12 protein-coding genes are annotated in these 16,386 nt (G+C 35.4%); all 12 read left to right on the plus strand.

What is annotated here, in order from left to right; genetic code table 11:
• Positions 1-2: 2 nt before the first annotated feature.
• The 12 genes from BLE01S_RS01325 to BLE01S_RS01380 all read left to right on the plus strand — a co-directional run bounded on the left by BLE01S_RS01325 (position 3) and on the right by BLE01S_RS01380 (position 16,291).
• A complete protein-coding gene (locus BLE01S_RS01325; RefSeq protein WP_066136415.1) occupies positions 3-875 on the plus strand; it encodes a carbohydrate ABC transporter permease in 873 nt (290 codons plus the stop codon).
• A 98-nt stretch (positions 876-973) separates the two neighbouring features.
• Positions 974-2,605, plus strand: a complete 1,632-nt coding sequence (locus BLE01S_RS01330; RefSeq protein ID WP_066136420.1) for an ABC transporter substrate-binding protein — start codon at positions 974-976, stop codon at positions 2,603-2,605.
• Between the two features lie 169 nt (positions 2,606-2,774).
• Positions 2,775-3,455: a YesL family protein gene (locus BLE01S_RS01335; RefSeq protein ID WP_066136421.1), complete on the plus strand. Its 681-nt coding sequence runs from the start codon at positions 2,775-2,777 to the stop codon at positions 3,453-3,455.
• 67 nt (positions 3,456-3,522) lie between these two features.
• A complete protein-coding gene (locus BLE01S_RS01340; RefSeq protein ID WP_066136424.1) occupies positions 3,523-4,317 on the plus strand; it encodes a Nif3-like dinuclear metal center hexameric protein in 795 nt (264 codons plus the stop codon).
• A 36-nt stretch (positions 4,318-4,353) separates the two neighbouring features.
• Positions 4,354-7,782 carry a glycoside hydrolase family 2 TIM barrel-domain containing protein gene (locus BLE01S_RS01345; protein ID WP_066136426.1) on the plus strand — a complete coding sequence of 1,143 codons (3,429 nt, stop codon included), beginning with the start codon at positions 4,354-4,356 and terminating at the stop codon, positions 7,780-7,782.
• A 56-nt stretch (positions 7,783-7,838) separates the two neighbouring features.
• Positions 7,839-8,990, plus strand: coding sequence for a Gfo/Idh/MocA family protein (locus BLE01S_RS01350; protein WP_066136429.1), 1,152 nt, complete (start codon positions 7,839-7,841; stop codon positions 8,988-8,990).
• Positions 8,991-9,019: 29 nt separating this feature from the next.
• A complete protein-coding gene (locus BLE01S_RS01355; RefSeq protein WP_066136432.1) occupies positions 9,020-10,099 on the plus strand; it encodes a Gfo/Idh/MocA family protein in 1,080 nt (359 codons plus the stop codon).
• Positions 10,100-10,113: 14 nt separating this feature from the next.
• Complete coding sequence (locus BLE01S_RS01360) at positions 10,114-10,809, plus strand: GntR family transcriptional regulator (protein ID WP_411825154.1); 696 nt, start codon at positions 10,114-10,116, stop codon at positions 10,807-10,809.
• Between the two features lie 27 nt (positions 10,810-10,836).
• Positions 10,837-11,943 carry a mannonate dehydratase gene (uxuA, locus tag BLE01S_RS01365; RefSeq protein ID WP_066136435.1) on the plus strand — a complete coding sequence of 369 codons (1,107 nt, stop codon included), beginning with the start codon at positions 10,837-10,839 and terminating at the stop codon, positions 11,941-11,943.
• The gene (locus BLE01S_RS01370; RefSeq protein WP_066136436.1) at positions 11,919-12,764 is read left to right on the plus strand and encodes an SDR family oxidoreductase; all 846 of its coding nucleotides are present in this window, start codon (positions 11,919-11,921) and stop codon (positions 12,762-12,764) included. Before uxuA ends, BLE01S_RS01370 begins: the two co-directional genes overlap by 25 nt.
• A gap of 210 nt (positions 12,765-12,974) precedes the next feature.
• Positions 12,975-14,549, plus strand: coding sequence for a response regulator transcription factor (locus BLE01S_RS01375; RefSeq protein ID WP_066136438.1), 1,575 nt, complete (start codon positions 12,975-12,977; stop codon positions 14,547-14,549).
• On the plus strand, positions 14,546-16,291 hold the full coding sequence (locus tag BLE01S_RS01380; RefSeq protein ID WP_066136441.1) for a sensor histidine kinase: 1,746 nt from the start codon (positions 14,546-14,548) through the stop codon (positions 16,289-16,291). Before BLE01S_RS01375 ends, BLE01S_RS01380 begins: the two co-directional genes overlap by 4 nt.
• The last annotated feature ends 95 nt before the right edge of the window (positions 16,292-16,386 follow it).

Raw genomic sequence — 16,386 nt, forward strand, 5'->3', positions numbered from 1 at the left:
TTTTGAAGGAATCCGCACAGTATAAGGTATTTAAGGTATTCAACGTCATTTTATTATTGCTCATAATAGCTTTGACATTTTACCCGTTTTTGAACATTGTTGCCCAATCATTTAGCTCAGAATCATATATAAATGCTGGGAAAGTAAACATTTGGCCGAAGGGTTTTAACCTAGAAACATACAAAATAATTATTAAAGATAAAATGTTCTGGATTAACTATAAGAATACGGTAGTTTACACAGTTGTAGGGACGGCAATCCAAATCATCATGACAACGATGTTTGCCTATGCTTTATCCAAGAAACGTCTCATAGGTAGAGAGTTTTTCACCATGTTTGCAGTATTTACTATGTTCTTTGGTGGAGGACTAATTCCTAACTATGTCTTAGTTCAATCACTTGGTTTTGGTAATACAATGTGGGCGATTGTAGTTCCGGGAGCAATCAGTGTTTTTAATATGTTAATAATGAAATCGTTTTTCCAAAATATTCCCGATGAACTTGAGGAAGCTGCCATTATGGATGGTTCTAGTACATATGGAACCTTGTTCAAAATAGTACTTCCTCTATCCTTACCTATATTAGCAACGATGATTCTATTTTACTCTGTAGGAAATTGGAATGCATGGTTTCCAGCATTTCTTTATCTTGAGGATAAAGAGCTGTTTCCTGTCCAAATATATTTGAGGAATTTAATCAAAGGTGCTGAAAGCAGTCGTACTGCTGGTGCGTCAAGTGCAGATAACCTTACTCAAATTTCTGCAAATATAAAAGCTGTAACAATGGTTTTAACTGTGCTTCCTATTTTATGCGTCTATCCTTTCGTTCAAAAATATTTCGTTTCTGGTGTCATGTTGGGATCTGTTAAAGGTTAATCGTATCCAATATTTTTTATGCGTTTTTAGGGAGGTGATTTACCTATATAACTAATCAATGTTGGCTTATATTTAAATTTAAAAAGGGGGAAGTACAAATGAATAATCGCTTCAAAAAACTATTTTACATGGTTTCTTTCTTATCGATCATTAGCCTACTATTAGTTGCCTGTAATAATTCAGAGAAAACAGAAGGAAGTAAGAAAGCTGAAGTACCTGAAAGTGAAAATGCAATGGATGAATATGTGGTAGGAGATCAATTTAAAGCGAAAGAGGAGTTAACCTTCTCCATGCTATTTAGTGATCACCCCAACTATCCTTACGATAAAAATTGGCTTTTAATTGAGGAGTTGAAGGAAAGAACAAATATTAATTTAGAAATGACCGTCGTACCAATGAGTGATTATGCTCAAAAAAGAAGTTTGCTCATTAGTAGTGGAGATGCACCATTGATCATTCCTAAAACATATCCAGGTGAAGAAACCCCATTTGTAGCTTCTGGTACAATTCTTCCTATTAGTGATTATGTTGATTTAATGCCGAACTTTAAAGACAAAGTAGAAAAATGGGAGATAGAGCCTTTTCTAGAGGGGTTACGAAAAGACGATGGTAAATACTACCTCCTGCCTGGTATGCATGAGAATGTATGGCCTGATTATACGCTAGCAATCAGAACAGATATAGTAGAAGAATTAGGAATGGAAATGCCAACAACATGGGAGGAACTGGAGAAAGTATTAGTAGCCATGAAAGAAGCTTATCCAGAATCTATTCCCTTTTCTGATAGATGGGAATTCAATAGTACTCTTAATGTTGCTGCTGCAGGCTTTGGAACCGTAGCTGGTTGGGGATTAGGCTCTGCCTTAAAGTATGAGGAAGAGCAGGATGAATTTGTATTTGCGCCAGCAACAGATGAATATAAATCTATGTTAACTTATTTACATGGGCTTGTTGAAAAAGGGTTACTTGACCCAGAGAGTGTAACGCAAGATGATGATCAAGCGACAAAGAAATTTATTAACGGTGATTCATTTGTAATCGGTACCAACTCGCAAACAGTTGTTGATTATCGTAAAGATATGAATGAAACATTAGGTGAAGGAAACTTCTCTATTCAGAAAATTGTTGTTCCGGGCGGACCAGCCGGACAACTTATGGGCGGATCTAAATTAGAGAATGGGGTTATGATTTCTGCGAAGGCAAAAGATGATCCTAACTTTGAAGCATTACTTCAATTTGTTGATTGGTTATGGTATAGCGATGAAGGACAAGAGTTTGCTAAATGGGGTGTAGAAGACACTACTTATACTAAGAATGACGATGGGAAACGAGTACTTACTGATGATGTAAACTATGTTGGCCTTAACCCCAATGGTACAAAAGCGTTGAATGTTGACTTTGGATTCTCTGGTGGAAACTTTGCTTACGGTGGTACTACAGAACTTCTTCATTCCATGTTCAGTGAGGAGGAAATTGAATTTCAAAATGCAATGCGTGATACGAAAGAACTTGTATTACCTGACCCGCCAATTAAGTATGAAGAAATGGAACTTGAACAAGCAAATCTAATAAGTACACCATTAAAAGATTTTGTCGGTACGGCGACTTATGAATTCATTCTAGGGGATCGCGATCTATCTAAATGGGATGAATTTATAACAGAGTTGGAAAGCATGAGAATGCAGGATTATGTTGATTTAGCAAATGAAGTGTATAAGAAACAAAAATAGTTACTTGATGAATAACTAACTGCCTGCAATAAGATAACAAAAAAATTATTGCAGGTAGTTTGTAGCTTTTCCCATCTGAAGAATAATTAATGGAGTTAATCCTGTCCCTATATGAAATTACTCCACTCGAAAATTTACCCATAAACAACTACAAGAAGGATGAACAAGCATGAATAATCGTAAAGAATTTGGTCAAGGGATATTTTTTATGATCTCCAATCATATCTATTGGTTAACGCTAACTAATATTTACTTTGTGCTTTGCAATACTATTTTTTTATTTTTCTTTATGGCTTTAGAACCTGTTTTTTCTAATCTTATTATTATTTTCTTGGCATTGATCCCCACTGGACCTGCTATCATGGCGCTTTGTTATGTGATGGATAAATTGGTTCGTGATAAAGAAATTTCTCCTACCAGAGACTTTTTCTATGGTTATAAAGTTAATTTTAAAGATACATTAAAAGTGTGGATACCAATGCTTGCCCTTCTATTTATTCTAATTGTCGATTTACAATATTTTTACGCGGAAAGTACTGTGATCAATCAAGTATTAAGTATTGTATTTTTGGTTGCTCTTATTGTACTTATATGTCTCTCGCTTTATGTATTCCCGATTACTGCCAAATTTAAATTTAGGATAAGAGACGTATATAAACTTTCAATCTATTATAGTTTTAAAAAGCTGAAGATCAGTTTCGGTAATATCGGCATTATAATAATAGCCCTATTCTTCATGTTTATCACTTCAAATTTTCTTATTTTGTTTATAGCAGGTGCCCTTTGCTATCTTTTAACATTAAATAGTAAAGACATCATTGAAGATATCAAACTAAACTACACGAAGTGAAATAAGGGCCATAAATGGAAGCGATTTTATCTCTTTTAATTTATGTGTTTAGGTAGGTGATAGATTAATGACAATAACCATTCAGCATGTATTAGATAGATTAATGGAACCGGTACAAAAACAAAAAGTGACAGTAGATGCGCTTAAAGTAGGGGATAAAGACGCATTAGTAAAGGGAATTGCTACAACATTTATCGCAACGAATGATGTGATTCAACAATCAGTAGATCTAGGAGTAAATCTACTCATTACTCACGAAGGAATATATTATAAGCATCATGATAAAAAGGATAGATTGCTAAATGATCCTGTAACGCTTGAGAAGAAAAGACTTATTGAAAAATCTAATATAGCAATCTTCCGTTTTCATGATTATCTACATGCGTACAAACCTGATGGTATTATGACCGGTTTACTTCACAGTTTGAGTTGGGAATCAAATGTAGAAAAAAGTTATTATGATGCATCTATCCTTTCCATTCCGGTTATGTCGCTAGAGGAAATTGCAGAATACATAAAGAGGAAGCTAAATATTCCATATGTTCGAGTTGTTGGTGACCTATCAATGATCTGTGAGCGTATTGGAATATTAGTTGGATATAGGGGAGGAGGAGAGAATACGATCCCCTTATTTAATCAAGATCAGCTTGATTTGATTATTACAGGTGAGGGACCCGAATGGGAAACACCAGAATATGTAAGAGATGCAGTACAGCAAGGACGGAAAAAGGCCTTGATTGTCCTTGGGCATGCTGAAAGTGAGAAACCTGGCATGCTATATTTGGCTAATCAAATTCAATCGATATATCCGAATGTTCCTGTACATTTTATTGATGAAAAACCAGTCTTTCAAATAATATAATTATTCGCCAGGTGATGAGAAAGGGATATAACAAACATGAATAAGAAAATACTTTTTAATGACGGTTGGGAATTTGCGAAAAGTAAGCTAGATGTTACCGATAGTAATAGTTTGATATTTAATCCGGTTGATATACCTCATGATTGGCTTATTTATAATACATTAAATCTTTATGAAAATAGTATAGGTTGGTATCGTAAGAAATTCACATGTAAGAAAGAAAAAAAGCAGTTGCTATTGTGTTTTGACGGGGTTTATATGGATTCTTCTGTATACGTGAATCAGCAATTTGTAGGAGACTGGAAATATGGTTATTCCTCTTTTGAACACGAGATTACAGACGCGGTGGTGGAAGGAGAAAATGAAATTCTCGTAAAAGTAGTCTATCAAAGCCCAAATAGCAGATGGTACTCCGGTGCAGGAATATATCGTAATGTATGGCTTAAGACAAGGGATAGGAATTATATCAAAACAGATGATGTTTATATAACAATGAAACAGCAAGATGATGGCTGGCAGATCGAAATTGACACAGGTATCCACATCAGTGAAGAAGTACAACTCTCTCATACAATCATATACAAGGGAGAGGAAGTTGCTAGAACTTCAGAGAGAATTATTGCAAGTAGTGATTCAACTACAACAAGTCATCAAACGCTATTTATTAAAAAACCTTTGTTATGGAGCACAGATGAGCCTAATCTGTACCAACTTAAAACAGTATTACAGAGAAGCGAGAAAAGTCTAATGAAGGATGTATTGGAGTCCATATCTCAGAATATTGGGTTTCGAAGTATTATCCTTGACCCTAATGAAGGTTTTAAGCTTAATGGGCAAAAAATGAAATTAAACGGGGTTTGTGAACATCATGACTTAGGGGCTTTAGGGGCAGCATTTAATAGAGTGGCTCTAAAAAGAAGGTTAGAAATATTAAAAGATATGGGCGTAAATGCCATTCGAACTGCTCATAACATGCCTGCTGTAGAGTTGATGGAATTAGCAGATGAGATGGGATTTCTCATCGTGTCTGAAGCTTTTGATATGTGGGAAAGATCAAAAACACCTTTTGATTATGCAAGATTTTTTAAGGAATGGGCATATCGCGATGTGAAAAGTTGGGTCATGAGAGATCGGAATCATCCGAGTGTTTTGATGTGGAGTATTGGAAATGAAATTTATGATACCCATGCAGATGAAAGGGGCCAAGAAGTAACAAAAATGCTTATGGATTATGTACATAAGTATGATCCAAAAGGAAATGCATTTGTTACGATTGGGTCGAATTATATGCCATGGGAAAACGCACAAAAATGTGCTGATATGGTGAAGATTGCTGGATATAATTACGCGGAAAAATATTATCAAAAACATCACGAATTAAACCCCGATTGGATTATTTATGGTAGCGAGACATCCTCTGTCGTCCAAAGTAGAGGCATTTATCACTTCCCATTTGAAAAGCCTATTCTAGCAGATGATGATGAACAATGTTCTGCTCTTGGAAATAGTACAACGAGTTGGGGAGCAAAGTCAGCAGAAGCTTGTATTCTAGCAGAAAGAGATACACCTTTTTCCCTCGGCCAGTTTCTGTGGACTGGGTTTGATTATATAGGTGAACCAACGCCTTATCATACGAAGAATTCTTATTTTGGGCAGATTGATACGGCTACATTTAAGAAGGATGCTTATTACATCTATCAGGCGGCATGGACAGATTATAAAATAAAGCCAATGATTCATCTCTTGCCATATTGGGACTTTAATGAAGGGCAAATCATTGATGTACGAGTATGCTCTAATGCGCCTAAGATTGAATTGCAATTAAATGGTCGCACAATAGGTACACATGATATTGACCACCAACATGGAACAGAGCTTGTCGGATGGTGGAAGGTTCCTTATGAACAAGGGGAACTAAAAGCAATAGCTTATGATGAATCAGGTAAAATCATTGCCACCGATATAAGAAAGTCCTTTGGTGATGCGAAAAATATATATTTGTCTGCTGATAAAAATGAACTTATTGCTAATGGTACAGATTTACTGTTTGTAGAAATTAACGTGAAAGATGAACATGGACATATAATAGAGAATGCGAATAATCGTATGAATGTCCATGTATCTGGGGCAGGTCGTTTGCTTGGCTTAGATAATGGAGATAGTACGGATTATGACCAATATAAAGGGATAAGTAGAAGATTATTCAGTGGTAAGTTAATGGCAATTATAGGATCAACGTTAGAACCTGGCACAATCCAATTCGAAGTAACTTCTCCGGGTATGGAAAATAAGGTGATGGAATTAGAGTCTTTTTTAATAAAGGATGAGCTTATAGGAGGAATTACTGCAAATAGCGAGAATCAAGATTTACCATCTGTAATGGGAAACACAGAAGAAATACCACTTCGAAAGATTGAAATTATTAGCAATTCTGGACAAGTATTTGATCATTCGAAAAAAGAAATTAATGTTCAAGCAAAATTGTATCCCGCAGATACCTCCTACCAGGAAATAGAGTGGAGTGTAGTAAACGATACTGGAATTGAATCAAATATTTCTAAAGTAGAACCAGAGGGTCATAAAGCGAAGGTAACAGCATTGGGGGATGGGAAATTTAGACTTCGTTGTACAAGTAAGAATGGTACGGACAAAGTGAAACTGATATCCGAATTAGAATTTACGGCAGTGGACCTTGGCACCGCCTATAAGGATCCTTATGGATTTATTTCTGGTGGACTCTATGATTATAGCAAAGGGGAAGTTGGTAACGGAAATGAAAGAGGCATAGCCACCAGTAGAGATGGAGAAACTCAAGTAGGTTTTCGTGAAATAGACTTTGGCCCCTATGGTTCAGACGTGATTACTCTTCCAATTTTTGCTTTATCAAGTGAAGAGTATGCCTTGCAAATTTGGGAAGGAATGCCTGGTGATGAGGGCAGTGAATTATTAGCAGATGTTATATATCAAAAAGAATCAAAGTGGAATGTGTATCAAGAGGAAACCTATCGCTTGTCTAAACGCCTGCGCGGTATTACATCAATTTGTTTTGTACTTAATCAGAAGGTACATATTAAAGGATTTTCTTTTGAAAAAAAGAATAGAGCCTTTGAGCAAAATAGTGTAATAGAATGCGACCAAATATATGGAGATACTTTTGAAATAAAAGAAAAGAGTGTGGAAGGTATAGGTAATAATGTTTCTCTAGAATTTGAGCATATGAATTTTACAAGTGAAGGTGCCACGAAGCTATTCGTTTATGGCAGGTCGCCAATAGAAAAAAATACGATTCATATTCGTTTTTCAGATGGGGATAGAGAAAGTAATCAAATCATAGAATTCATACAGTCCAATAACTATGAGGAGCGAGCCTTTGAACTTGAAAAAATAACAGGACTACAAAAAGTAACCTTCATATTCTTGCCAGGGAGTAACTTTGATTTTAGTTGGTTTCGTTTTGGGAAGTAAGGTGAACGTACGAAAGCAATAAGATTGCAGTCTGATTTGTACAAGGAGTGATTTCATTGTTGAAAATAGGAATTATTGGCACTGGAGCAATTGCTCCCTCGCATATGGAGGCATATTTATCATTTCCGGATCGATGCAAAATTGTAGCTCTATGTGATATATATCCTGAAAAAGCGGAACATATAGCGTCAAGATTTAATCTTAACACAGATGTGTACGATGATTATAAATCAATGTTGGAGCGGGTAGATATAGATCTTATTTCTATATGTACACCACCATATACACATGCAGATATGAGCATTGACGCATTAACTGCAGGAAAACATGTACTCGTAGAAAAACCGATGGCATCTTCATTAGAGGAATGCGACCGGATGCTTGCAGCTGCTGAAAATAATAAAAAGATCTTATCTGTAGTTGCACAAAATCGATTCCGCACTCCAATGATGAAATTAAAACAAGTACTTGATTCAAAATTAATTGGTCCGATTGTGCATACTCAAGTAGATTCTTATTGGTGGCGAGGCCATAGTTATTATGATTTATGGTGGCGTGGAACATGGGAAAAGGAAGGTGGCGGCTGTACATTAAATCATGCTGTTCATCATATCGATCTTTTTCAATGGATGAATGGTATGCCGGATGAAATTACAGCGGTGATGAGCAATGCTGCTCATGATAACGCGGAAGTGGAAGATATATCGATTGCGATTGGTAAGTATCCAGATGGAAGCCTTGCACAAATGACAAGCTCTGTTATCCACCATGGAGAGGAGCAACAGTTAATTTTCCAAGGGAAAAATGCGCGGGTATCTGCACCTTGGAAGGTGAAGGCTTCGAAATCTAAAGAGAATGGATTCCCAATTGAAGATAATGATTTAGGTGCGAAAATTCAACAAGTGTATGAGGATTTGCCAGAGGTGCAATTTGAAGGACATACGGGCCAAATAGATGATGTGCTAACAGCGATCGAAAACAACCAAGAAGTATTGATTACTGGTAAGCAAGGCAAACAAACATTGGAGCTAATTACCGCTATTTATCAATCGGCTAGTCTAGGCTGTACTGTAAAACTACCACTTAAGAGTGACAGCCCTTTTTATACGCATGAAGGCATCATGAAGCAAGCCACACATTTTTATGAAAAAAAGACAAGCGTGAAAAACTTTTCAGAAAACAAGATTACTACTGGCGGGAATCATTAAGATTGTTAAAATGAAAGGGGGAAGCAAGAATGAACAAAAATAATGGAATGAATTATGCGCCCAAAGGAATTAAGATGAATAAAGTCGTTGAAAAAGGGGAGTTTTCTTTTGCTGCAATTGGGCTAGATCATGGGCATATATATGGAATGGCTAACGGACTAATAGAGGCAGGCGGGGAATTAGTAGCCGTGTATGATCCAGATCCAGAGAAAGTAAATAAATTCTGTTCCATTTATCCAACAGCCCAAGCTGTTTCTTCCAAAAAAGAAATACTAGAAGATCCATCTATTAAATTGGTCGCCTGTGCTTCAGTGCCATCGGAGAGAGGAAATATTGGTCTTGAGGTACTCAATCATGGTAAACACTATTTTGCTGATAAACCAGCTTTTACGACACTAGAGCAACTTGAAAAGGCAAGAAAGAAGACGCAGGAAACCGGGTTTAAATGGGGAATCTATTATAGTGAACGTTTGCATGTTGAGAGTGCTGTTTTTGCAGGCCAACTTATTGAGGAAGGAGCTATTGGCCGTGTCGTCCAAGTTATGGGGACAGGACCGCATCGTGCTAATCCACAGAGTCGTCCGGACTGGTTTTTTGATCCCGAATATTTTGGCGGCATTTTATGCGATATAGGAAGTCATCAAATCGAACAGTTTTTATATTTTGCCGGGGCAAAGGATGCAGAGGTTCTACACAGTAAAGTTGGGAATTATCATTTTCAGGATTATGAAAAATTTGAAGACTTCGGGGACGCGACATTGGTAGCGGACAATGGTGCTACATTTTATTTTCGGGTAGATTGGCTTACACCTGATGGGCTCGGTACATGGGGAGATGGAAGGGTTTTTATACTGGGGACAGAAGGGTATATTGAGGTCAGAAAATATATTGATATTGCTAGAGAAACATCATCTAATCACTTATACCTGGTGAATCATGATGGTGAAAAACATTTTGATTGTAATGGGAAGGTTGGTTTTCCACTTTTCGGTGAATTTATATTGGATTGTTTGAATGGGACGGAAAATGCAATGCCACAGGAACATGCTTTTAAAGCAGCAGAGTTATGTATTCAAGCACAAGAAAAGGCAATGAGAATTAACACCTAGGAGCTAGTGAAAGGATGAGAAAAATAAATAATCATATGATTACTAAAGAAGGACAACGGGGCTCTACAAGAGACTTTTCTTATAATAAATTAAAACAGAAAATTCTTGACTTAGAATTGGAGCCGGGAACGAAAATATCAGAAAATGAAATTGCGGAAGAGTTTAAGGTTAGTAGAACACCTGTCAGAGAAGCCTTTATGAAATTGGCGCAAGAGGAACTTCTCGATATAATTCCACAAAGTGGTACGATTGTTTCCCGCATTAATTTAGCGCATGTAGAAGAGGGACGCTTCATTAGAGAGAAACTTGAAAGTGAGATAGTAGCGTTGGCTTGTGAAGAGTTTTCAGGCGAAAATTTATTTCGTTTAGAAACAAATATTACATTGCAAGAGCTCTGCGTTGAAAAAAACAATTATCATCAGCTATATGAGCTTGATGAAGAATTTCATCGAATTATATTTCATGGCTGTGGAAAAGCTCGCACATGGGATATGCTTCAGCTTTTGAACAGCCACTTTAACCGTTTAAGAATGTTGCGTCTTTCACGCGACTCTAATTGGGAAAATATTATTTCGCAGCATAAAGAAATATATCAATTAATTATTAATAAAGATGCTAAAAAAGCAAAGCTCGTCATGGTAAAGCATCTCCGAATGGTAGTAATAGAGAAAGACCAATTAATGAAGGATTATCCACATTACTTTATTTAATATTTTTGTGATAAGGAGAAATAACTCATGAAAGTTTCATTCCGCTGGTTTGGCAGTAAAGATGATAGCGTCTCATTGGCGCATATCAAACAGATTCCAGGAATAGAGGGAATCGTAGGGACACTTCCGGACATTCCAGCCGGTGAATTGTGGCCACTTGATAGAATCTCAGCCCTTAAAGAAGAAGTTGCGCAATATGGCTTGAAACTTGAAGTAATTGAAAGCGTCAATATTCATGAAGATATTAAATTAGGCTTACCTACTCGCGATCATTATATCGAAAACTATATCGCTACTATAAGAAATCTATCGCAAATAGGTATAAAGGTAATTTGTTATAATTTTATGCCTATTTTTGATTGGATTAGGTCTGACTTAGCGAAGGTATTGGCCGATGGCTCTTCCGTACTAGCATATGAAAAAGCTAAAGTAGAAACCGTTGATCCTTCTATCTTATTTGGAAAGATGGAAGGAGAGGCAAATGGCTTCTCGCTTCCGGGTTGGGAAAAGGAAAGACTAAAGTTAATAAAAGAGTTATTCGAATTATATAAAGAGGTGACAGAAGAGGATTTATTTGAAAATCTAAAATATTTTTTGGAGAAGGTAATTCCAGTTGCAGAAGAATGCGGCATAAAAATGGCTATTCATCCAGATGATCCGCCATGGTCTGTGTTTGGGTTGCCGCGGATCGTAACAAATAAAGAAAATATGCTAAGGATCATTCAGCTGGTTGATAGTCCATCTAATGGACTAACAATCTGTTCAGGTTCATTGGGAGCTAATCCTGAAAATAATATACCTGAAATTATGAAGTATTTTTGTGAAATCGATCGTGTGCCATTTGTACATATCAGAAATATCAAACTTTACGAAAATGGTGATTTTGAAGAAAGATCACATTTGAATAGTGATGGTTCGCTTGATATGGTAGAAATCGTCAAATCGCTTCACGCTGCTGGGTTTACTGGTTATTTTCGCCCTGATCATGGTCGGATGATATGGGATGAAGAGGCTCGTCCCGGCTATGGTTTATATGATCGCGCACTAGGAATCATGTACATATTAGGAATATGGGACAATCTAGAAAACCTGAAGAAGGAGGGAGTTAAATGCTTCCAATCAACGATCAGTTAAAGGGAAAAGTTGCAGTCGTTACCGGTGGAGGAGGGGTGCTTGGGAGTTATATGGCGAAGGAACTTGCTAGGCAAGGTGTGAAAGTAGCCATTTTAAATCGAACTTTTGAAAAAGGAAAGAAAGTAGTAGATGAAATTATTCACCAAGGCGGAAAAGCACTAGCTGTGGAATGCAATGTTGTAAATATAGAAAGTGTAAAAGCAGCGGAAGAAACTGTATATAACGAGTTTGGAAAATGTGACATTCTAATTAATGCTGCAGGTGGAAATCATCCAGATGGTATGACAACAAATGAGATATTGCAATTAAGTGATTTAAATAATAAGGACATCAATACATTTTTTGATTTAACACTCGAGGGATTTGAGTTTGTTTTTAATCTTAATATTATTGGTACGTTAATACCTACACAAATTTTCGCAAAAAAAATGGTTGGTAATAATGGAACCATCATTAATATTTCATCCATGAGTGCGCCAAGCCCAATGACGAAAGTGCCGGCATATAGTGCGGCAAAGGCAGGGATCGAAAACTTCACGAAATGGGCTGCTGTTCATATGGCGGAATCTGGTATTCGTGTAAATGCAATCGCACCTGGTTTCTTTCTCACTGAACAAAATAAAGCCATGCTAAAAAACACCGATGGCTCAAATACAGAACGTACAGAGAAAATTATAACTCATACTCCAATGAGAAGATTAGGTAACCCTGAAGATTTACTCGGAACTTTATTATGGCTTGTTAATAATGAAGCAAGTGGATTTGTCACGGGAATTAGTGTACCAGTTGATGGTGGATTTATGGCTTATTCCGGTGTGTGAGGGAAAACTATTATATAGTTCTGATCTTGGAACTTGAAAGTTTTGGCATTAACTAATATTTCGATGATTGATTTCTTCTATATTTAAAAATAATGGATAGCATCCTAAACTAAAAAGTGTAAAAGGCGAGGAAGCATTACTCAGCTCCTTGCCTTTTTAATATTATACAGGCACTTATCACCAAGAAAATAATTAGGGAGGGAAATAAGCTTGAAAACAGTTCTGATCGTGGATGATGAAGAATTTGTTAGGTTAGGCTTGAAAAGCTTAATCGATTGGAAGGCTTGTGGATTTCAAATCTCATATGAAGCAGATAATGGTGAAGATGCTTTAACTATTATCCAGAATCAAAAACCAGATGTTGTAATTACAGACATCAGGATGCCTGTCTTAAGTGGGTTAGAGTTGATTGAGAAAGTAGTAAATGAGATCGATTCAAGTCCTAAATTTATTATTATAAGTGGTTATGATGACTTTTCGTATGCTCAACAAGCTGTTAGGTATGGTGTGTCTGATTATATCTTAAAGCCAATAGAAAAAGCAGAAGTAGAAAGCATATTGATAAAACTTGGAAAGCAAATAGGCGAAGAAAACGAAATAGAAATGCTAGGTGCACAAGTGAATACAGATAATTTGTTTAAGAGGCTAATATCTAATGTAAATTCATTGGAATTAGATAAGCAATCGATGAGAGACTTAAGAATAAAGGAGAAAAATAATTTTTTTTATTTATTATTTGAATTTTTTTATATTGAAGACTTTGAATACAGTGATATTCAAATCTCGTCTGTAATCCAAGCTGTAATTCAATCCACAGAAATGATTCCTATGTATAAGCATGAAAGAGGATTGTATGGAATGATAGTAAATTCAGATGACTTAATCAGTTTTGAAAATGAGCGTGCACTGTTTTTTGCGGAAATGAAGGAGAAACTTTATGCGCATACAAATATTGAATTGGGAATATATGCTGGCGATGTTGTAGAAGAGCTGGGAAAAATAAAAAGGTCCTTTTCAGAGGCTATGTATGCTAAAAATTTTACATTCACAAATATACAATATCAAGTGTTTGATTATTGCCAAATTTCATTTAAGGAATTGACATATACAGAATTAGATGAGCGGATATATGTTTTACTAATGGAGCATATCGAAAACAATAATCAGAAACAGATTATTAATTTGATTGAGGAAATATTTCATACATTTAGTGAAAAATATTTTGCTCCAGTAGCTGTGACAGCATCAATTAATCGATGTATACATGGTGTGGTTAGCACAATCAACACCTTAAAAGGGGACGAAAAAAGGCTCGAATTACTAGAGCGTATGATTCATTGGCATCAAGTGAAGTTGTCGCCTAATGAAGTTAAAAAACTATTGATCAGGTTTATGCTTGAATGTGGTCTATATATAGTTGAACTCAGAAAACAGAATGCAAAGGGTGATATTCATATCATCAAACAATATATCGATCGGCATTTTTGTAAGCAAATTAGTTTAAAGTCACTTTCAAGTGAATTCTATTTAAATTCGGTATATTTAGGTCAATTATTTAAAAAGACATATGGTATTTACTTTAAGGATTATTTGTTAGAGTTACGGTTGAATGAAGCAAAAAAACAACTTAGGTTAACAAATAAACGTGTATACGAAATTAGTAGTCAGGTCGGCTTTGGTAGTACAGATTATTTTGTTACTCTTTTTGAGAGAAAGACAGGAACTACCCCGACCGAATATCGAAATCAAACAATCAAAAATCAAAAAAACGAGGAGATGATATGAAGTTTAATAATATCCGTTTGAGAAATAAGTTCTTAATATTATATATTTTTGCTGTTTTTTTACCTATTATGTTAACAAATATCATTTTTTATATGATAACTACGGAGAGTGTTAAGGATCAAAAAACACACGATATAGATCTTATTTTAAAACAAATAAAAACGGATTTTTTAGAAAGTGTTGATGATGCCATTGGTATTTCGACTTCACTTTATACAGATAATTTGATGAATGAATTTTTTGAACGCTCATACGACACACCATTAGAATATATAGAAAGTTATGACCGTACGCTTCGAGGTTTTAATAAATATGGACCGTCGTTTTCATCTATTCAAAAGATAGAATTTTATACCAATAATCCAACGGTACTCTACTCGGGAGGTGTCCGATATTTAGGGGAAGAGGAATGGGAAGGAACAGATAAAGAAAAAAATGATTCATTACCTATTATTAAAAGAACGACAAAAGCCAATGGTGAAAGTAACTTAAGTGTAATAAGAAAGTTGAACTTTTTCAAAACTTATAATGAATACGCTAAAGTTGTGAAAGTAGATATTGATAATCTGGTACTTGATAGTATTTTTCAAAATGTGACTTTTGAGGGCGATATATTTTTAATAAATAATAAAGGTATAGTGGAATATGCGAAAAATAAAGAGCTGGAGTGGGAAAATCAAGATATATCCTTCAGAGGTATAGATATTCCTGAAAATGCCCAAATGTTTCAAGAAACGATTCATCATAATAGTGGTTTAAAAGATTGGCAGATAGTTGGTGTGATTGCGGAACAAGAGATCTTAGAGGAAGTATATCAATCTAGAAGATTTTTATATTATGTTGCCTTTTTTAATTTGATTATTCCCACAGCAATTATTATTATCATTTCCAACACATTCTACTCAAGATTAATGAAAATCGTCACCCACATAAAAAAAGTGAAGAATCAACAATTTCAGGTGATCAAGGGACCTGAAGATCAAGATGAAATCGGTACGCTAATAAAAGAATATAACAGAATGATAATAAAAATAAAAGAACTAATTAATGATGTATATAAGGTGAATATTCAAAAAAAGAACTTGCAACTTCAAAAGAAACAAGCGCAATTAAGTGCTTTACAAAGTCAAATTGATCCGCATTTTTTATTTAATGCATTAGAAACGATTAGAATGCGGAGCATCATTAAAAAGGAAGAGGAAACGGCAAGAATTATTCACAATATGGCTAAAATGTTAAGGAATTCAATTACTTGGGGAAAGGATTGGGTTGTGGTTGAGGATGAAGTGAATATTATTATAGCTTTTCTGGAAATACAGAAATATAGATTTGGTAGTAAATTAACCTATCGTATAAAAATTGATCCACAAATAAAGCAAAATATTATTCCGAATATGTCCATCCTTCCTTTTGTAGAAAATGCTAGTATACATGGCATTGAACCAAGGAAGTCTGAAGGGGAAATATGTTTGGATATAAATAAAATAGATTCTACGATAGAAGTAATAGTAAAGGATAATGGTCCTGGATTTAATTCGGATAAATTGACCTCATTATTAGAATCACTAACTACGCAAGAGCAGATCGGAGAGCATGTAGGGATAAAAAATGTGTATTATAGATTGAAATTATATTATGGTAATAATTTTGACTTCTCCATTGAAAGTCAGACCGGAGCTGGAACGAGAATAAAACTGGTATTCCCCGTACAGAATGAAGGTCTCAAAGGTATAAATAGATGAAATACTATATTTATTTAAATAATACCTATAGTTTACCTAGTTATGCCCTCTAAGAAAAAAAGATAGAATGAAAGTGCTTACAAATTTAAGGAGGG

The sequence above is a fragment of the Lederbergia lenta NBRC 16444 genome, assembly GCF_001591545.1.
Classification (GTDB): Bacteria; Bacillota; Bacilli; order Bacillales; family Bacillaceae_C; genus Lederbergia; species Lederbergia lenta.